Here is a 19,722-nt window from a genome sequence, read left to right on the forward strand (position 1 = left end):
GTCATGCTCCTGACTCCCAATGCCATTAGCCGCAGGATGCGCTTGGGCCTCTATACCACCACCGGGCTGATCGGCTTGTTCCTGTTGCTGCCGATCGTGTTTATCGTGTTGCTGTCGTTCGGCTCATCCCAATGGCTGGTGTTCCCGCCACCGGGCTGGACCCTGAAATGGTACGGCCAGTTCTTCTCCAATGCCGACTGGATGAACGCCGCCATGGCCAGCCTCAAGGTGGCGGTGCTGACCACCGTGTTCGCCGTTGCCCTGGGCCTGCCCACCGCGTTTGCCCTGGTGCGCGGGCGCTTCCCCGGCCGCGAGTTGCTCTACGGCCTGTTCACCCTGCCGATGATCGTGCCGCTGGTGATCATCGCCGTGGCGGTGTACGCGCTGTTTCTCAAGCTCGGCTACACCGGCACGATGTTCGCGTTTGTGGTCAGCCATGTGATCGTCGCCTTGCCGTTCACCATCATCTCGATCATCAACTCGCTGAAGCTGTTCGACCAGTCGATTGAAGATGCCGCGGTGATCTGCGGCGCGTCGCGCTTGCAAGCGGTGTTCAAGGTGACCTTTCCGGCGATCCGCCCCGGCATGGTCGCCGGTGCACTGTTTGCCTTCCTGGTTTCCTGGGACGAAGTGGTGCTCAGCGTGATGATGGCCAGCCCGACCCTGCAAACCCTACCCGTGAAAATGTGGACCACCCTGCGCCAGGACCTGACGCCGGTGATCGCCGTCGCGTCGACGCTGCTGATCGGCCTGTCGGTGCTGGTCATGGTGATTGCCGCCGTCGCCCGTCGACGCACTGAAACCCGCGCTTGAACGCCGAGGATTAACCCATGAGTGCCGTGATCAAAGACCCCACTCGCAACCCTGGCCAACCCCTGGTCAGCCTGCGCAACCTGAACAAGTACTACGGCGAATTCGCCGCCGTGGACAACATCTCGCTGGACATCCAGGACGGCGAATTCCTCACCTTCCTCGGCTCCAGCGGCTCGGGCAAAAGCACCACCCTGTCGATGCTCGCCGGGTTTGAAACCCCCAGCAGCGGCGAGATCCTGGTGGGCGGCCAATCCCTGGTCAACGTGCCGCCGCACAAGCGTGACATCGGCATGGTGTTCCAGCGCTACTCGCTGTTCCCGCATTTATCGGTGCGCGACAACATCGCCTTCCCCCTGGCGATCCGCAAACTGGCCAGCGCCGAGCGTGAAAAGCGCGTCGACGCCATGCTCAAGCTGGTGCAACTGGAACCGTTCGCCCACCGCCGCCCTTCGCAACTCTCCGGCGGCCAGCAGCAACGCGTGGCCATCGCCCGAGCGCTGGTGTACGAACCGCGCATCCTGCTGATGGACGAACCCCTCGGCGCCCTCGACAAAAAGCTGCGTGAGGACCTGCAAGACGAACTGCGCCAGCTGCACCGGCGCCTGGGCATCACCATCGTCTACGTGACCCACGATCAGGAAGAAGCCATGCGCCTGTCGCAGCGCATCGCGATTTTCAGCCACGGCAAAATCGTCGGCCTGGGCAGCGGTTTCGACCTGTACCAGAACCCGCCGAATGCGTTTGTCGCGTCTTTCCTGGGCAACTCCAACTTCCTCAAGCTCAAGGCCCAAGGCAATGGGGCGGCGTCGTTCGAAGGACAATCGCTGTCGATCCGCCTGACCAGCGGGCTACGCAGCGAACAGGATGTGCTGCTGATGGTGCGCCCGGAAAAGGCCCTGGCGCTGAGCGTGGCGCAGGCTGACCTTGAACCCTTGGCAGCCGGTTGGAACGAAGTGTCCGCCATCGTCGGCGAGGTATTGTTCCTCGGCGAAAGCCAGACCTGCAGCGTAAAAGCCCTCGGCGGCACCTCGATGACAGTCAAGGCACTGTCCGCCGCCGGCATGCCACTCAAGGCCGGCGACCCGGTGCGGGTGCGCTGGGCCACGGCGGATGCGTGTGTGTATACCGAATGGGCTGAAAGCGATCTGAACAAGGCCGCCGGCGCGCACTGAGTCACCCCTTGGGCCGCCACAACGTCGGGTTGTGGCGGCCTTTTTTCGCCTGCGCAACACCCGAACATTGCAGGCAAAAAAATACCCGGCACATGGCCGGGCACTTTTGCCGTCACGAGGATTAGTCGGTGTAACCCACGTTCACCAACTTGACCCGCTGCGTCTGCTGGCGCGTCGCCAAGCAGTAATACAACGGACACGTCACTACCAACCCCACCAGCCACGACAGGTCTGCGCCGTCCACCAGGTTGGCCCACGGCCCCACGTACAGCGACGTATTGGCAAACGGCAGTTGCACGAGGATGCCGATGAAATACGCCACGATTGCGTGCAGATTGAAGCGCCCGTAAACACCGCCGTCCGCCTGGAAGATCGAGGCAATGTCGTACACCCCGCGCTTGATCACGTAGAAGTCGATCAGGTTGATCGACGCCCACGGCACCAGCACCAGCAGCAGCGCGAGGATTAGGCCGATGAACTGCGAGATGAAGTCCGCCGACGCACCCAGCGCCACCACGCAGCAGCCCGCGAGAATCACGCCGGACAGCACCACGCGCACCTTGATGCTCGGCGTCCACTGGCTGGCGAAGGTCTGGATCGAGGTGATGATCGATAGCACCGCGCCATACAGATTCAAGGCGTTGTGGCTGATGATGTTGAGCAGGAACAGCACCATCAGGATCGGGCCGAGCCAGCCTGTGGCCTGCTTGACCGCGACCATGGCTTCGGTGCCTTCGGGCGTGGCCAGTGCCGCCACCAGGCCGAAGGCGAAGGACAACATGGTGCCGAGGGTCGCGCCCAGGTAGGTCGCGATGAACGGCCGGGTAATGCCGATATCCGCCGGCAGGTAGCGTGAGTAGTCGCTGGTGTAGGGCGAAAAACTGATCTGCCAGATAACACCGAGCGACACCGTGGCCAACCAGCCAGCGGCATTGAAGCCGCCACGGGTGAGGAAGTCCGCCGGCAGGTCATGGGCGAAGATGTAGATGAAACCGGCCAGCAGCGCGCTGCCCATCACCCAGGTGCCGATGCGGTTGAGGCTATGGATAAAGCGGTAGCCGATCACGCCGATGGCGGTGGCGCTGAGCGCACCGATCAGGATGCTCGCCGGAACCGGCACCGACGGCACGATGCCGACGATGGACTTGCCGGCCAGCACGATGTTGGAAATGAAGAAGCCGATGTAGATCAGCGCGGCAAAGAACACGATCAACAGCGCGCCATAGCGGCCGAACTGGCCCCGGCTCTGCACCATCTGCGGGATACCCATGCGCGGGCCCTGGGCGGATGCGAGGGCAATCACGATGCCGCCGAGCAGATGCCCGAGGGCAATCGCCAGCAGCCCCCACACCAGGTTGAGATGGAACACCTGGGCAACCATGGCGCCGGTGACAATGGGCAGCGGTGCAATGTTGGTGCTGAACCATAGGGTGAACAGGTCGCGGGCCTTTCCGTGGCGCTCTGCGGGAGGGACGTAATCGACCGTGTGATGCTCGATCAGGGGGTCTTGCCGGGACATCTGGGGCATGGAAATGAACTCGCGTTGGTCTGATCTTATAGTTGTTTGACGCCAAACCGGGGGCGCTTCATGGCGCCCCTCAGATGAACACCATATTATGGTATTCCAACATTTTCACAAGACTGATCCGTAGTCCTGGCACGCATCTGATCTGCAATTGTGCCACATGGCTTATGGCTGTTTCTCGCTGAAAACCCCGTATTTATTGGTGATATGACCAAAGGCATGCGTTCATCGGGTGGCTGAAAAAGATCTTGCACGCATCGTATTACGGTATACCATCAGACCTATAAATCCATAAAAACCGCCACACTGTCTGAGGACCTTCCCATGATCGATGCCGCCATCTACAAACAAGTGATGGGTTCGTTTCCGTCCGGGGTCACCGTGATCACCACGCTGGATGACGAGGGCCAGATCGTCGGGCTGACCGCCAGTGCCTTCAGCTCGCTGTCGATGGACCCGGCCCTGGTGCTGTTTTGCCCCAACTACAGCTCCGACTCGTACCCGGTGCTGATCAAGAACAAGCGCTTTGCCATCCACGTGCTCTCCGGTGGGCAGCAGACCGAAGCCTACGCCTTTGCGCGCAAGGGCAAGGACAAGGCCCAGGGCATCGAATGGACCTTGAGTGAACTGGGCAACCCGATCCTAGCGAATGCCACGGCGGTGATCGAGTGCGAGTTGTGGCGTGAATATGAAGGCGGCGACCACGCGATCATGGTGGGCGCTGTGAAGAACCTGATCGTGCCCCGGCAGAACGCCGGGCCACTGGTGTATTGCCACGGCAAGATGGGCGCCCTGCCCATGCCGGCCTGACTGCACTCTCTGTAGGAGCGAGCTTGCTAGCTCCTACAAAAATCAGGTGCGGAAGCGGCTGACCAACTGGTTCAACGTCTGCGACAACGCCGTCAACTGCTGTGCATCCTGGCGCGTGGAGTCGGCCAGGCTCGCCACCAACTGCGCATCCCCGTGAATCTGGCTGATGTGCCGATTGATATCCTCGGCCACTTGGTGCTGCTCTTCAGCGGCGGTGGCGATCTGGGTGTTCATGTCGCGGATCACATCCACCGATTCACGGATCAACCCAAAGCTGGCCCGCGCCTCATTGATCGACACCACGGTTTCCTGGGACACCTCCAGGCTCGCGTGCATCTGCTTGCCCATCTGGTGCGTGCGCCGCGCCAGGTTGCCCAGCAGTCCGTCGATCTCGCCGGTGGAATCCGCCGTGCGCTTGGCCAGGGCACGCACCTCGTCCGCCACCACCGCGAAACCACGGCCCTGCTCACCGGCGCGGGCGGCCTCAATGGCGGCATTGAGGGCCAGCAGGTTGGTCTGCTCGGCGATGGATCGGATGGTGCCGAGGATCGACTGGATATCGTTGCTGTCTTTTTCCAACTGCTCCATGGCCTGGGCAGAGTGGCCGATCTCTTCGCTCAAGCGCCCGACACTGCTCACCGCCGCATCGATCTGCTGCTGCCCGGTGTGGGCCTGGCGCTGGCCGTTGTCGGCCGAGTCGGCGGCCTGGCTGCAGGAGCGCGCGACTTCGTTGGAAGTGGCGACCATTTCATGGAAGGCCGTGGACACCATGTCCACGGCTTCACGCTGGCGCTCGGCGACATCGGCCATTTCCACCGAGACCTCAGTGGCACTGCCGGAGCGGGTATGGATCTGCCCGGCGGCCTGGCCTATGCGCTGGATCAGCGTACGGATCGCTTCCAGGAACTGGTTGAACCAGCCGGCCAGTTGCGCCGTTTCATCGCGGCCGCTCACCGTCAGGCGTGCGGTCAGGTCACCTTCGCCCTGGGCGATACCTTCCAGGCCGCTGGCCACGCCGCGAATCGGCTTGACGATCAACCCGGCAAACCACGCGCCCGCCATGGCAAACAGCACGCCACACACCACGGCAATGGCGGCAATCAGCCAGGTCAGGCGCGCCGCACCGGCCATCACCTCGCTTTCCCGCACTACACCGACAAAGCGCCAGCCCAACGCCTTGGACGGCCACACCAGCGCCATGTAGCGCTCCCCCGCCAACTCGACCTGCACCAGGCCTTCGCCGGTCTCGCTCAACTGGCGATGACCCTCGCCCAACTCGCCGAGTTTCTTGAAGTTGTGGGAAGGGTCATTCGGGTCCACCAACACCGTGTTGTTGGCCTCCATCAACATCAGGTAACCGCTCTCCCCCAGCTTGATCTGCTTGACCAGATCGGTGAGCTGCTTGAGCGACACGTCGATGTTCACCACCCCGCTGACCTTGCCCTGGCGGTCGTTGAAGCTTTGCACCGTACTGACCAGCACCACGTCGTCGGCCGCCCAGTAATAGGCCTCGGTACGCCGGGTCTTGCCCGGCTCTGCCATGGCTGCCTTGTACCACGGGCGAGTGCGCGGGTCGTAGCTGGCAAGCTTGGGGTCACCGGGCCAGAACACATAACCGCCGTCTTCGGTGCCCAGCGATAAATAGGTGTAGGCCGAATGACTCTTGGCCAGCCCTTCGAACAGCGTGAACAGTTGCTGGTCACGCTCGCCGGGGGTGACTTGCGCGGTGTCGCTGGCCAGGTAACGCTTGAGGTCGCCCTGGATGCCCTGCAATTGCGGGTGCGCCGCCAGGTAGCCGACGTTCTGGCTGATGCCTTCGAAAAACAGCTGCATGGCATTGTCGACCTGGCGGATCTCGCGCCCGCTGCTGTCGACAAAGCCGTCCCGCGCCGCATGGCGCACGTTGAGGATGATCAGCACAGCCACCAGAATCACCGGCAGACTGGCGATCACCGTAAAGGCCAGGATCAATTTTTGTTTTATGTTCATCAGGCTCGCCTTCCTTGTGAGGTGAGGGTGTGACCGTTGGAGAGAAATGTTTGCGGATATTCCGTATTATGGTATACCAACAATTAATCCGCCGAACAGCCGTCATCACCGGCATGCTTCAGATTGGCGAGAGCACTTAAGGGCCTGCAGTCGACAGGCCGATCACAATAGATCCGAGGTAAGCGTCATGAAGTTTTCCCTGTTCGTACACATGGAACGTTGGGACGAAAGCGTCAGCCACCGCCAGTTGTTCGAAGACCTGACCGAGTTGACCCTGATGGCCGAGGCCGGTGGCTTCAGCACCGTGTGGATTGGCGAACACCACGCCATGGAATACACCATCTCGCCAAGCCCGATGCCGCTGCTGGCTTACCTCGCAGCCAAGACCACCACCATCCACCTCGGCGCCGGCACCATCATCGCGCCGTTCTGGCACCCGCTGCGGGTGGCCGGTGAATGTGCGCTGCTGGACGTGATCAGCAACGGGCGCATGGAAGTCGGCCTGGCCCGTGGCGCCTACCAGGTGGAATTCGACCGCATGGCCGGCGGCATGCCCGCCTCCTCCGGCGGCCAGGCCCTGCGCGAGATGGTGCCGGTGGTGCGCGCACTGTGGCAAGGCGACTACGCCCATGACGGCGACATCTGGAAATTCCCCACCTCCACCAGCGTGCCCAAGCCGATCCAACAGCCCAACCCACCGATGTGGATCGCCGCCCGCGACCCGGACTCCCACAACTTCGCCGTGGCCAACGGTTGCAACGTGATGGTCACGCCGCTGATGAAGGGCGACGAAGAAGTCCTCGACCTGAAGAACAAATTCCAGGCTGCCCTGGACAACAACCCTGGCGTACCGCGCCCGCAACTGATGGTGCTGCGCCACACCCACGTGCACGCCGAGGACGATCCGGACGGCTGGAAAGTCGGGGCCAAGGCCATCTCCCGGTTCTATCGCACCTTCGATGCCTGGTTCGGCAACAAGAGCGTGCCGGTCAACGGCTTCCTGGAGCCCAGCCCGGAAGAGAAGTTCACCGGTCGCCCCGAGTTCGAGCTGGAGAGCCTGCACAAGACCGCAATGATCGGCACCGCCGCAGAAATCATCCCGCGCATCCAGTACTACCAGGAACTGGGCGTGGATGAGTTCAGCTTCTGGTGCGACAACAGCCTGTCCCATGCCGAGAAGAAGAAGTCGCTGGCGTTGTTTATCGAGCAGGTCGTGCCGGCGTTTCGGTGATCGCTGACAAGAGCCGCTTGCCGCTGACACCGGGCAAGCGGCTTTTTGTTGTGCGCGATCATCACCATCCCCGTAAGAGTCTATTACCACGCACAATGTACTAACTGGTTACTTATCTTGCTAAAATCGCGTCTTTGCCCTCTCACATTCGAGTCCTGTCGACATGAAACGAGCATCGCGCGCCACTGGCGTCTCTAGAATCCTACTGCTGGGCCTGGGCGTGATCATCGCCCTGCTCGGCCTCGCGCTGGCCATTGGCGGCGGCAAACTGGTGAGCCTGGGAGGTTCCTGGTACTTCCTGATCGGCGGTGCGGCCATGGCCGTGTCCGGCCTGCTGATTGCCCGACGCAAGCCGGCGGGCGCGTGGCTGTTCGCGGCCTTCCTGGTCGGCACGGCTCTCTGGGCGGTGGCGGATGTGGGCCTGGTGTTCTGGCCGCTGTTCTCCCGCGTGTTCATGTTCGCGGTGATCGGCCTGGTGGTGGCGCTGGTGTACCCACTACTCGTCAACCGGCCTGCTCGCGGCGCCTATGGCGTGGCGGCGGTAATGGCGGTGGGTGTGGCCGTGGCGGCGGGCAATATGTTTGTTGCCCACCCAAGCGTGGCACCCACCGGCAACGGCCCAGGCATCACGCCGGTGGCCGCAGCCGACGCCCAGAAAGACTGGGCGCACTACGGCAACACCGAAGGCGGCAGCCGCTTCGCTGCGCTGGACCAGATCAATCGCGACAACATCAACAAGCTCAAAGTGGCCTGGACCTACCACACCGGCGACGTCGCCATCAGCGACGGCAACGGTGCCGAAGACCAGCTCACCCCGCTGCAGATCGGCAGCAAAGTGTTCATCTGCACGCCACACAACAACCTGATCGCCCTCGACGCCGACACCGGCAAAGAGCTGTGGAAGAACGAGGTCAACGCCAAATCGGCGGTGTGGCAGCGTTGCCGTGGCATGGCCTACTTCGACGCCACCGCTCCGATTGCCCAGCCGACCCAACCGAACAGCTCGCCGATCATCGCCGCCAGCGTGCCCGCCGGTGCGCAGTGCCAGCGTCGCTTGCTGACCAACACCATCGATGCACGCCTGATCGCCGTGGACGCCGACACCGGCCAGTTCTGCGAAGACTTCGGCACCCACGGCCAGGTGGATTTGAAAGCCGGCCTGGGTAACGTGCCGGACAGCTACTACCAACTGTCCTCGGCGCCGCTGATCGCCGGCACCACCGTGGTGGTCGGCGGTCGTGTGGCCGACAACGTGCAGACCGACATGCCCGGCGGCGTGATCCGTGGCTTCGACGTGATCACCGGCCAGATGCGCTGGGCGTTCGACCCCGGCAACCCGCAAGACAAAAGAGCCCCGGCCGACGGCAGCACCTACGTGCGCAGCACGCCGAACAGCTGGGCGCCGATGTCCTATGACCCGCTGATGAACACGGTCTTCCTGCCGATGGGCAGTTCGTCCACCGACATCTACGGTGTCGAGCGCACCCAGCTCAATCACAAATACGGCGCGTCGGTACTGGCGCTGGACGCCTCCACCGGCGCGGAAAAATGGGTGTACCAGACCGTCCACAATGACCTGTGGGACTTCGACCTGCCGATGCAGCCGAGCCTGATCGACTTCACCCCGCCCGGCAGCGACAAGGCTGTGCCGGCGGTGGTGATCGGCACCAAGGCCGGGCAGATCTACGTGCTCGACCGTGCCACCGGCAAGCCGCTGACCGAGGTGAAGGAAGTCCCGGTCAAGGCCGCCAACATCCCCAACGAACCCTACTCGGCGACCCAGCCAAAATCGGTCGGCATGCCGCAGATCGGCGCACAGACCCTGACCGAATCGGACATGTGGGGCGCCACGCCGTTTGACCAGTTGCTGTGCCGCATCGACTTCAAGGGCATGCGCTACGACGGCCTGTACACCGCGCCGGGCACCGATAAATCCCTGAGCTTCCCGGGCTCCCTGGGCGGCATGAACTGGGGCAGCATTTCCACCGACCCGGTGCACGGTTTTATCTTCGTCAACGACATGCGCCTGGGCCTGTGGATCCAGATGATTCCGTCGCAGAACAAGGCCCAGGCCGCGTCCGGTGGCGAAGCGCTGAACACCGGCATGGGTGCTGTGCCGCTCAAGGGCACGCCGTATGCGGTGAACAAAAACCGCTTCCTGTCGGTGGCCGGCATTCCGTGCCAGGCGCCGCCGTTCGGCACCTTGACCGCGATCGACATGAAGACGCAAAAGGTCGCCTGGCAAGTGCCGGTCGGCACCGTGGAAGACACCGGCCCCCTGGGCATTCGCATGCACCTGCCGATCAAGATCGGCCTGCCGACCCTTGGCGGCACCCTGTCGACCCAGGGCGGCCTGATCTTTATCGCCGGCACCCAGGACTTCTACCTGCGCGCCTTCAACAGCGGCAACGGTGATGAAGTCTGGAAAGCCCGCCTGCCCGTCGGCAGCCAAGGCGGCCCGATGACCTACGTGTCGCCGAAAACCGGCAAGCAGTACATCGTCATCACCGCCGGTGGCGCACGCCAGTCCACCGACCGTGGCGACTACGTGATCGCCTACGCCCTGCCATAACCCCCCGTTCGCGCGGCGCCTCCCCGGCGCCGCGCCTTGTGCCTGGAAAAACCCGCATGACCCCCACTTCTCAAATTCCTTTTGGGCGCCTGTTGCTGGGCCTCGCCCTGGGCGCGGCCCTGCCCGTGCAAGCCGATGACACCACCCTGACCGGCGATTGGGGCGGCCTGCGCCGTGAACTCGACGCACAGGGCATCCGCTTCACCGGCGACTACAGCGGCGAGACCGCCTACAACGCCCATGGCGGCCAGCACCGCTCGGCGCGCTACTCGCAGAACCTCAAGCTCGGCGTGCAGTTCGACCTGGGCAAGCTCTACGGCTTGACCCATGGCGATCGCATCCAGCTCACGATCAATGACCGACGCGGCAACAGTGCGTCCGAGGACCTGGTGGGCAACCGCCTGCCGATCCAGGAAAACTACGGCGGCCTCTACACTCGCCTCACCGAGTTGAGCTACGAACGCACGCTGTTCACCCCGGCGCTGAACGTCAAGCTCGGCTACATGGCCATGGGCAATGACCTCGGCGGCCTCGACAGCGGGATTTTGTGCAACTTCATGAACGCCGGGTTCTGCGGGCACCCGCTGAATATGTCCGGCGGCAGCGGTTGGACCAACTACCCGAATGCACGCCTGGGTGCGCGGGTTAAATATGACTTCTCGCCGGCCTGGCAACTGCGCGTGGCCGCGTTCAACGTCGACCCGCAAAGCAACGGCAACTCCAGCCGCGCCTGGCGCCTGGACCCCAAGCACACCACCGGCACCGTGGTGCCGATCGAATTGATCTACAAACACACCGGCAGCCTGCCGGGTGAATACAAGCTGGGTTATTACTACGACAGCTCCGACGTGAAACGCATCGGCAGCAACAAGGAAGTCAGCGGTCGCGGCGGTCACTACCTGCTGATCGACCAGGCGGTGTGGGCTTCGGATTCATCCAGCGGTCGTGTGCTGCACGCCTTCGGCCAGTATTCTGCCGCCAGCGAAGCGGCCTCGCCGTTCAGCAAGTGGTACGGCGCAGGTGTGGTGCTGTACAAACCGTTCGAAAGCCGGCCGCGGGACACCGTAGCGCTGGGCTATGGCCGTGCCGTGCCGAACCCGCGCAGCCGCGAGGTGCAGGAGCTGGCCGCCTTCAAGGCCGGGACCGACTACCCCAACCTGAACAACGCCGAACAACTGATCGAACTCAGCTACGGCTACCAGGCCACCCCCTGGCTGACCCTGCGCCCGGATGTGCAATACATCATCGAGCCGGGGGCGTTTTCCGGTGACAACATCGACAACGCCCTGGTGCTGGGCCTGCAGGTCAAGGCGCTGTTCTGAAGCGGCTCAGTCGTCTGACGGCAACACCCTGTTCGCCTGTTCGAGCGCAGTGATGCGCTCGACTTTCTTCCCGGAGCGCTCCGCTTCGAACTCCGACTCCAGGAACACTTTGACGATGCTCTTGGCCAGCTCGGGGCCGATCACCCGTGCACCGATGGACAGGATCTGCGCATCGTTGCTCTTGCGGGCGCGCTCGGCCGAATAGGTGTCATGGGCCTGCGCCGCCCGCACACCCTTGATCTTGTTGGCGGAAATCGCCATGCCGATGCCGGTGCCACAGATCAGCACACCCAGGCGCTGCTCACCTGCCCCCACCGCCGTGGCTACGGCCGCTGCGATGTCCGGGTACAGCACCGGGCTGGACGAATGGCAGCCAAAGTCCTCGACCCCATACCCCAGGCCTTCGATAAAGCGCTTGAGCATTTCCTTGAGTTCAAAGCCCGCCTCGTCGCATCCGATGGCCACCGAAAACGTCGTTTGTGCACCCATTACTGTTTCTCCATCAGACCGATCAAATGATCACTCACTGAAATTATGCACAATCATTAGCGGACGACAGCCCTGCTGCTGTCAAGGCTTATTTCAAGGCAGCAACCCGCGAAAACCCTAAAACCTCAGGCGAATGCTGCGCCAAGCCATTGACAAAACCAACTCGACCAGTTTAAACATATGATCACTATCCGATCATATGATCAGGCTGTTGGCTAAGCCTACCTAATAAGAAAATCAGCAAGAGGACACACCGATGGCCCCGCCATTACTGCTCCAGGCTGAACAAGTTTCCAAGGCCTACGCCGGGGTCCCTGCCCTGCGCGACGGGCGCCTCGCCCTGCGGGCCGGCAGCGTGCACGCACTGTGCGGCGGCAATGGCGCCGGCAAATCCACCTTCCTCAGTATCTTGATGGGCATCACCCAGCGTGACGCCGGCAGCATCCTGCTCAACGGCCAGCCGGTGCAGTTCGACCGCCCCAGCGCGGCACTCGCCGCCGGGGTGGCGATGATCACCCAGGAGCTGGAACCCATCCCCTACATGACCGTCGCCGAAAATATCTGGCTGGGCCGCGAACCGCGCCGCGCCGGTTGTATCGTCGACAGCAAGGAACTGAACCGACGCACCCGCGAACTGCTGCAAAGCCTGGAGTTCGATGTGGACGCCACCAGCCCCATGCATCGCCTGAGCGTGGCGCAGATCCAGCTGGTGGAGATCGCCAAGGCGTTCAGCCATGACTGCCAGGTGATGATCATGGACGAACCCACCTCGGCCATTGGCGAACACGAAGCGCAAACCCTGTTCAAGGCGATCCGCCGCCTAACCGCGCGTGGCGCCGGGATCATCTATGTGTCGCACCGCCTCAGTGAACTGGCGCAGATTGCTGACGACTACAGCATCTTCCGCGACGGCGCCTTTGTGGAAAGCGGACGCATGGCCGATATCGACCGCGCCCACCTGGTGCGCGGCATCGTCGGCCAGGAGTTGCAGCGCATCGACCATAAAGTCGGCCGCGAATGCGCCGCCACCACGTGCCTGGATGTCAGCGGCCTGAGCCGCGACGGCGAGTTCCAGGACATCAGCCTGCAACTGCGCCAGGGTGAAATCCTCGGCATCTATGGGCTGATGGGCTCGGGCCGCAGCGAATTCCTCAACTGCCTGTATGGCCTGACCCTGCCGGACGCCGGCAGTGCCACCCTGCAAGGCCAGCCGCTGCCCGTCGGCACGCCGGCGGCGACCATCCGCGCCGGCATGTCCCTGGTCACCGAAGACCGCAAGGACAGCGGCTTGGTGCTCAGCGCCAGCATCCTCGCCAACATCGCGCTGTCGGCCTACAAGCAATTGTCGAGCTGGTCGGTGATCAATGCGCGCAAGGAACAGGCCCTGGCGCAGAGCATGGTCAAGCGCCTGCAGATCAAGATCTCGTCCCTGGACCTGCCGGTGGAGTCCATGAGCGGCGGCAACCAGCAGAAAGTGGTGCTCGCCAAATGCCTGTCGACCCAGCCGATCTGCCTGCTGTGCGATGAGCCCACGCGCGGCATCGACGAAGGCGCCAAGCAGGAGATCTATCACCTGCTCGACGAATTCGTGCGCGCCGGCGGTGCGGCCATCGTGGTCTCGTCCGAGGCGCCGGAGCTGCTGCACCTGAGTGATCGCATCGCGGTGTTCAAGGGCGGCCGCCTGGTAACCGTCAGCAGCGACACCGCCCTTTCCCAGGAAGCCTTGTTGAGTCTTGCCTCATGAACAGTAAAGTCCTCGCCGCACCCGTCACTGCCCCGCCGCGCAATCGCCTGCGCCTGTCCCTCGACCGCTTCGGTCTGCCGCTGGTGTTTATCCTGCTGTGTCTGGTGATGGCGTTTTCCAGCGAATACTTCATGACCTGGCGCAACTGGATGGACATCCTGCGCCAGACCTCCATCAACGGCATTCTGGCCGTGGGCATGACCTACGTGATCCTCACCAAGGGCATTGACCTGTCGGTGGGCTCGATCCTGGCCTTTGCCGGTTTGTGCAGCGCGTTGGTCGCCACCCAGGGCTATGGCCTGCTGGCGGCGGTGAGTGCGGGGATGTTTGCCGGGGCCATGCTTGGCGTGGTCAACGGTTTCATGGTGGCCAACCTGAGCATCCCGCCCTTTGTCGCCACCCTCGGCATGCTCAGCGTGGCGCGGGGCATGACCTTTATTCTCAACGACGGCAGCCCGGTCACCGACCTGCCGGACAGCTTCCTCGCCCTGGGCATCGGCAAGCTCGGCCCCATTGGCGTGCCGATCATTATCTTTGCGGTGGTCGCGCTGATCTTCTGGATGGTGCTGCGCTACACCACCTACGGGCGCTACGTGTACGCCGTGGGCGGCAACGAAAAAAGCGCGCGCACCTCCGGCATCGGCGTGCGCAAGGTCACGTTCTCGGTGTATGTGATTTCCGGCCTGCTGGCGGGGTTGGCCGGTGTGGTGCTGGCGGCGCGCACCACCTCGGCCCTGCCCCAGGCGGGTGTGTCTTATGAGCTGGATGCGATTGCGGCGGTGGTGATCGGCGGCACCAGCCTGTCGGGTGGCACCGGCAGCATTGTCGGCACGTTGTTTGGCGCGCTGCTGATCGGTGTGATCAACAACGGTTTGAACCTGCTCGGGGTGTCGTCGTATTACCAACAAGTGGCCAAGGGATTGATCATCGTGCTTGCGGTGTTGATTGATGTCTGGCGCAAGAAAAAACGCTAAGTGGAGTGTGTGCAATGTCCAATTTCTGGAACCAGGCGTTCGACCTCACCGGCCGTTGCGCCGTGATCACCGGGGGCGCCGCCGGTATCGGCCTGGCCTGTGCCCAGTTGCTGGTGGAGCGCGGCGCCCGGGTGGCGTTGCTGGACCGTGACCCAGCGGTGGTCGAAGTGGCTGCCAGCCTCGGCGCGGGTCATGTGGGGCTGGTGGCTGACCTGCGCCAGCTCGATTCGCTGCAGGCCGCCGTCGACCAGGCCGCTGTTGGGCTCGGGCGCATCGATTACCTGATCAACAGCGCGGGCGTCGCGCTGCTCGACAAGGCCCTGGCCGTGGATGAAAACGCCTGGGACACCACCCTGGATATCAACCTCAAGGCCAGCTTCTTCATGGCGCAGGCCTGTGCGCAGCATATGATCGAGCAAGGCGGCGGGCGTATCGTCAACCTCGCTTCCCAGGCCGCCGTCATCGGCCTGGACCGGCATGTGGCCTACTGCGCGAGCAAGGCCGCCGTGGTCGGCATGACCAAGGTGCTGGCCATGGAATGGGCGCCCCACGGCATCAACGTCAACGCCGTGTCGCCAACCATCGTCGAAACCGCGCTGGGCAAGAAAGCCTGGGCGGGCGAACTGGGCGAACGGGCCAAATTGCAGATCCCGGTGGGGCGCTTCGCCCAGCCGGAAGAAATCGCCGGCCTGGTGCTCTACCTGGTCAGCGACGCGGCCAAGATGATCACCGGCGAAAACGTGGTGATCGACGGCGGCTACAGCATTCAGTAAACCGATTCCAGACGAATAAGAACAAGGAAACACCCTATGAATCGAGTCATCAATGATCCGGACCTGGTGGTCGAGGACATGCTCGCGGGCATCCTCCTCGCGCACCCGGAACTGGTGCAGTACGAGAGCAATCCACGGGTCATCCGCAAACGCACGTCCTCACCGGCCGGCCAGGTAGGTATTGTCACCGGCGGCGGTTCGGGGCACGAGCCAGCGTTTCTCGGCTATGTCGGCCCGGGGCTGGTAGATGCGGTGGCGGTGGGCGAGATCTTCTCTTCGCCCACCGCCAAGAGCTTCTTCGACGCGTTCCGTGCCGCCGACCAGGGCGCGGGCGTGGCATGCCTGTATGGCAACTATGCCGGCGACAACATGAACGTGAAGCTGGCGATGAAAATGGCCGCCAGCAAAGCCATGAACATCCGCACCGTGGTCGCCAACGACGACGTGGCGTCTGCCCCGCCTGCGGATATCGCCAAGCGACGCGGCGTGGCCGGCGAGATTTTCATGTGGAAGATCGGCGGTGCAGCCGCCGCCCAGGGCTACGACCTCGACGGCGTGATCCGCGTGGCACAGAAGGCCGTGGACCATTGCCGCTCCATCGGCGTGGGGCTCACGCCCTGCACCATTCCGGCGGTGGGCAAACCCAACTTCCAGATTGCCGACGGCCTTATGGAACTGGGCATCGGCCACCATGGCGAACCGGGTATCGAAGTGGTGCCGGTGGAGTCCGCCGCTGCCATGGCCGAACGCATGCTCGCGCCGATCCTGGCCGACCGTGACTTCACCCAGGACCAGAGCGTGGTGGTGCTGGTCTCGGGCCTGGGCGCCACGCCGGTGATGGAGCTGTATATTTTCTACGCCGAGGTCGAGCGCCAACTGCGCGCCAAGGGCCTGCGCATACACCGCTGTTACGTGGGCAACTACTTCACGTCCCTGGAAATGATGGGCGTGACCCTGACCCTGCTTGGCCTCGACGCCGAGCTGAGCCGCCTGATCGACCAACCTTGCCGCTCCATCGGCATGACCCAGTCGGAGTGAAGCATGCGCGAACATTTCTCGAGCAACACCGGCAGCGCCATTGTCACCAACCTGGTGTCGATCATCGTTGCCAACCGCGAATACCTCAGTGAAGTGGACGGCGCCATCGGCGACGGCGACCACGGCATCAACATGGCCAAGGGGTTCTCGCGCTGCGGCAAGACCCTGGAGGGCCGCGAACTGTCCCTGGCCGAGGCGCTGGACGAACTGACCCTGGCGTTGATGGAAGGCATCGGCGGCTCCATGGGTCCGCTTTACGGCAGCCTGTTTATCGGCATGGCCGACGAAGTGCGCGGCCACGACAGCATCGACGGGGCGACCTTCGCCAGGCTGCTGCGCGGCGGCCTGACTTCACTGCAGGACATCAGCGATGCGGGTGTGGGTGACAAGTGCCTGATGGATACGTTGATCCCGGCGGTGGAAGCGTTTGAACAGGCCCAGGCCAGCGGCGCGACGTTCCGCGAAGCGTTGCACCGAATGAAAAGCGCCGCCTCCCAGGGCCGCGATTCCACCCGTGACCTGGTGGCCAAGATCGGCCGTGCCAGCCGCCTGGGGGAACGCTCCCTGGGGGTGTTGGACGCGGGCGCGGTGTCGTGCTGCCTGATCCTGACCAACCTGGCCGAATCGGTTGAGGCGCGGTTGGTGGCCTAGGTGTGGGAGCAGGTTTGTTGTGGTGACCTGGCTTGCTGTGGTGAGCCTGCTTGTTGTGGCGAGCGGGCTTGCCCCGCGTTGGGCTGCGAAGCGGCCCCAGAACCTGCCAATGAGTTCTAACTGAATAAATGCGGTGCCTGGATTGGGGCGGCTTCGCCACCCAGCGCGGGGCAAGCCCGCTCACCACAGAAAGCCCGCTCACCACAACAAGCCTGTTCACCACAACAAGCGGGCTCACCACATACAAGATGTCACCTAGCGACGCGTTGCATCATCCAGGGCGAGGATCGTGTAGGCATTCGACACGGTCGTCGCCAGGGTGTTGATCACCCCGGAGCGCAACGCACCGAGGGTGGCCGCCGCCTTGGTGTTTTCGCTGGCAATCGCCACCACGTCGGGAATGCGCACCAGTTCCTGTACCGACAGGCCGATCACCCGGCCCTGCATGGCGTTGACCGCCGGTTGGCCATGGATGTCGATAAAGTCGTAGCCCATCATGTCACCGACTGTACCCGACACCCGGGCCTGGGCGATTTCCTGGGGTGAGAACCAGCCCATGCGCACCATGTTGCTGTTCTCGCTCATGTCGCCGATGCCGATCAAGGCGATATCGGCGCGGCGCGCGCGGTCGAGGGTGGAGCGCACGGTGTCGTTGTTGATCAACGCGCTGCGCAGTTCCGGGTTGGCCACCAGGGCCGGGGCATACAGGGTTTCGCTCTCGGCGCCAAAACGCAGGGCCAGGCGCCGGCAGATATGGTCCGGGTTCATGTATTCGCCGGCCTTGAGCGAGCCGCCGATGGCGCACACAAAGGTGCAGTTGCGCGTCACCGGCAGGAACACGTTCTCGGCCACGGCGCCCACGTTGCGGCCCATGCCGACGGCGACGATCATGCCGTCGCTGAGGGTCTTGTTCAGGTAGTTGGCGACCAGGCTGGCCACGGCCGAGCGCTGGGTGTCGGGGTCGCCGTGGTCGACCGCGATCAAGGCGCGGTCCAACTGGAAGCGCTCGACCAGCGCCTGCTCCAACTCCGTGTTCAGGGCCGGATGCTGCAACACCCGCACCTCCACCACCCCTTCATCACGGGCGCGCTTGAGCAAGCGGCTGACCTTGACCCGCGACAGGTCGAAGCGCTTGGCAATGGCTTCCTGGGTGATGTTGTCGAGGTAATAAAGCATGGCCACTTCGGTCATCAGGTCGATGTCGCTGGCGGCACGCTGGGCACTGTCGGTCATGGGAGCTTCCATTTACGCCACAAAAAACCATTCTCCCTAGTCTGTACGGTGCAAGTCCAGCGGCGAATGGGCGATGCCTGCAAAGTTTCTAATGGCTGTGCTGGTATTCCCGTGGCGTGCAGCCGAACTCGCGCCGGAACACGGTGTGCAGGTACTGCGCCGACTTGAAGCCGCACTGCTGGGCGATGTCGGCAATCGCCAGGTGGTTGCCCTGCAAGCCCTTGGCGGCGCTGGCGAGTTTGAAGCGCAGGATCTCATCGTGCACGCTGCACCCGCGCGCCTTGCGAAAGTGCGACTCCAACGATGAACGCGACACCCCGACATAAGCCGCCACCTGGGCGGTCTTGATGCCCTGGCAGGCGTATTGGCGGATAAACAGCAGCGCCTGCATCACGTAAGGGTTGCCCAAGGGTTGGTGCAGGCTCGACGCCTGCACGTTGATCGCATCCGGCGGCACCAGCACCTGCGTGCCCGTGCAAGGCTTGCCGTGCAGCATCTGGTGCAGCAGCGCGGCGGCGGTGCGGCCCATGGTTTCGGTGCCCTGGATCACCGAACTCAACGGCACGCGCGTGAGGGTGCGGGTCAGTGGGTCATTGTCGATACCGATCAGCGCCACCTCTTCCGGCACCGCGATGCCGGCGGTGAGACAGGCTTGCAGCAGTTGCCGGGCGCGCGCGTCGGTGACCGCAATAATCCCGATGGGCTTGGGCAGGCTTTGCAGCCAGGCGATCTGCTGCTCCACCGCGCTGTCCCACAGCGGCGCGCTGGTGCCCAGGCCGCGATAGATCTGCACTGGCAAGCCATCGCGTTGCAGCAGCCGCTTGAAGGCCTTTTCGCGCTCTTGGGCCCAGCGATTGGCCTGGGCTTCGGGCAGGCTGAAACAGGCAAACCGCGTCACTCCAGCCTCGATCAGATGCTCGTAGGCCAGTTTCATCAAGGCCGCGTTGTCGGTGGCCACATAGGGGATGCCCTTGGGGTAGGCGCGTGCATCTTCATAGGATCCGCCCACCGCCACCACCGGCACCTTGCTGCCGGCCAGCGCCTCGCCGATCAGTGGGTCATCGAAGTCGGCAATGATGCCGTCGCCCTGCCAGCGCTCGATACCTTTGAGGCGGCACAGGAAGTCCTCCTCGAGGAACAAGTCCCAGGAAGCGCGGGTGCTGCTCAGGTAATTGCCGATGCCGGCGATGATGCCACGGTCGTAGATTTTGCTGCCGTTGAACAGCAAGGCGATGCGGTGCACGGGCGGTAGGGTTTTCATTGTTGTTGTCCTGGGGCCGGTCGCAACAGCCTAGCCCCTGCCGCGCAAAATCGCACTGTCCGTTGGTGATTTTCATAATCAGCAGGCCAGGTGCCGTTGCTAGTATCCAGACACCGCCAAGAACA

The 19,722-nt window shown here is 63.3% G+C and carries 16 protein-coding genes and 1 pseudogene; 11 read left to right on the forward strand and 6 right to left on the reverse strand.

All coding sequences use genetic code 11. The annotated features are described in order from the left end of the window. The first annotated feature begins 3 nt into the window (after positions 1-3). Both NL123_RS19390 and NL123_RS19395 read left to right on the forward strand, forming a co-directional pair. Entirely contained in the window at positions 4-813 is an 810-nt protein-coding gene (locus NL123_RS19390) for an ABC transporter permease (RefSeq protein WP_494356112.1), read from the forward strand. 17 nt (positions 814-830) lie between these two features. Further along, positions 831-1,985, forward strand: a complete 1,155-nt coding sequence (locus NL123_RS19395) for an ABC transporter ATP-binding protein (protein ID WP_494356113.1) — start codon at positions 831-833, stop codon at positions 1,983-1,985. A gap of 121 nt (positions 1,986-2,106) precedes the next feature. On the opposite strand, the gene NL123_RS19400 is transcribed toward NL123_RS19395, so the two are convergent. Continuing rightward, entirely contained in the window at positions 2,107-3,513 is a 1,407-nt protein-coding gene (locus NL123_RS19400) for a purine-cytosine permease family protein (protein WP_248487735.1), read from the reverse strand. A gap of 321 nt (positions 3,514-3,834) precedes the next feature. Between NL123_RS19400 and NL123_RS19405 the strand changes: the two genes are divergently transcribed. Further along, the gene (locus NL123_RS19405) at positions 3,835-4,320 is read left to right on the forward strand and encodes a flavin reductase family protein (protein ID WP_071494906.1); all 486 of its coding nucleotides are present in this window, start codon (positions 3,835-3,837) and stop codon (positions 4,318-4,320) included. A gap of 42 nt (positions 4,321-4,362) precedes the next feature. Here the strand turns inward: NL123_RS19405 and NL123_RS19410 are convergent, their stop codons facing one another. After that, positions 4,363-5,130 (reverse strand): methyl-accepting chemotaxis protein, encoded by a 768-nt coding sequence (locus tag NL123_RS19410; protein ID WP_494358327.1) that lies wholly within the window; start codon positions 5,128-5,130, stop codon positions 4,363-4,365. A gap of 138 nt (positions 5,131-5,268) precedes the next feature. Then, positions 5,269-6,309, reverse strand: a pseudogene (locus NL123_RS19415) (cache domain-containing protein); the annotation flags it as partial. A gap of 187 nt (positions 6,310-6,496) precedes the next feature. Here NL123_RS19415 and NL123_RS19420 point away from each other — a divergent pair. The 3 genes from NL123_RS19420 (at position 6,497) to NL123_RS19430 (ending at position 11,434) form a co-directional block, all read left to right on the forward strand. Next, on the forward strand, positions 6,497-7,540 hold the full coding sequence (locus NL123_RS19420; RefSeq protein ID WP_494356114.1) for an LLM class flavin-dependent oxidoreductase: 1,044 nt from the start codon (positions 6,497-6,499) through the stop codon (positions 7,538-7,540). A 163-nt stretch (positions 7,541-7,703) separates the two neighbouring features. Next, positions 7,704-10,112: a glucose/quinate/shikimate family membrane-bound PQQ-dependent dehydrogenase gene (locus NL123_RS19425; RefSeq protein ID WP_494356115.1), complete on the forward strand. Its 2,409-nt coding sequence runs from the start codon at positions 7,704-7,706 to the stop codon at positions 10,110-10,112. A 56-nt stretch (positions 10,113-10,168) separates the two neighbouring features. After that, on the forward strand, positions 10,169-11,434 hold the full coding sequence (locus NL123_RS19430; RefSeq protein ID WP_494356116.1) for a carbohydrate porin: 1,266 nt from the start codon (positions 10,169-10,171) through the stop codon (positions 11,432-11,434). Between the two features lie 6 nt (positions 11,435-11,440). Here the strand turns inward: NL123_RS19430 and rpiB are convergent, their stop codons facing one another. After that, the gene (rpiB, locus tag NL123_RS19435) at positions 11,441-11,923 is read right to left on the reverse strand and encodes a ribose 5-phosphate isomerase B (protein WP_494356117.1); all 483 of its coding nucleotides are present in this window, start codon (positions 11,921-11,923) and stop codon (positions 11,441-11,443) included. Between the two features lie 256 nt (positions 11,924-12,179). Here rpiB and NL123_RS19440 point away from each other — a divergent pair, with 256 nt between their 5' ends. From NL123_RS19440 to dhaL, 5 genes are read left to right on the forward strand one after another with little or no spacing between them, the layout of a single operon-like run. After that, entirely contained in the window at positions 12,180-13,667 is a 1,488-nt protein-coding gene (locus NL123_RS19440; protein WP_464708317.1) for a sugar ABC transporter ATP-binding protein, read from the forward strand. Next, on the forward strand, positions 13,664-14,641 hold the full coding sequence (locus tag NL123_RS19445; protein WP_248487728.1) for an ABC transporter permease: 978 nt from the start codon (positions 13,664-13,666) through the stop codon (positions 14,639-14,641). Before NL123_RS19440 ends, NL123_RS19445 begins: the two co-directional genes overlap by 4 nt. A gap of 14 nt (positions 14,642-14,655) precedes the next feature. Continuing rightward, positions 14,656-15,414 carry an SDR family oxidoreductase gene (locus tag NL123_RS19450; protein ID WP_494356118.1) on the forward strand — a complete coding sequence of 253 codons (759 nt, stop codon included), beginning with the start codon at positions 14,656-14,658 and terminating at the stop codon, positions 15,412-15,414. Positions 15,415-15,450: 36 nt separating this feature from the next. Further along, complete coding sequence (locus tag NL123_RS19455; protein WP_494356119.1) at positions 15,451-16,452, forward strand: dihydroxyacetone kinase subunit DhaK; 1,002 nt, start codon at positions 15,451-15,453, stop codon at positions 16,450-16,452. Between the two features lie 3 nt (positions 16,453-16,455). Beyond that, complete coding sequence (dhaL, locus tag NL123_RS19460) at positions 16,456-17,103, forward strand: dihydroxyacetone kinase subunit DhaL (RefSeq protein WP_494356120.1); 648 nt, start codon at positions 16,456-16,458, stop codon at positions 17,101-17,103. Positions 17,104-17,358: 255 nt separating this feature from the next. Here dhaL and NL123_RS19465 read toward each other — a convergent pair whose 3' ends face one another. Beyond that, positions 17,359-18,336, reverse strand: coding sequence for a sugar-binding transcriptional regulator (locus NL123_RS19465; protein ID WP_494356121.1), 978 nt, complete (start codon positions 18,334-18,336; stop codon positions 17,359-17,361). A gap of 88 nt (positions 18,337-18,424) precedes the next feature. Then, positions 18,425-19,597: a XylR family transcriptional regulator gene (locus tag NL123_RS19470; RefSeq protein ID WP_058427030.1), complete on the reverse strand. Its 1,173-nt coding sequence runs from the start codon at positions 19,595-19,597 to the stop codon at positions 18,425-18,427. Positions 19,598-19,722: the final 125 nt, after the last annotated feature.

This window comes from Pseudomonas sp. FBCC-B1565 (genome assembly GCF_059133265.1).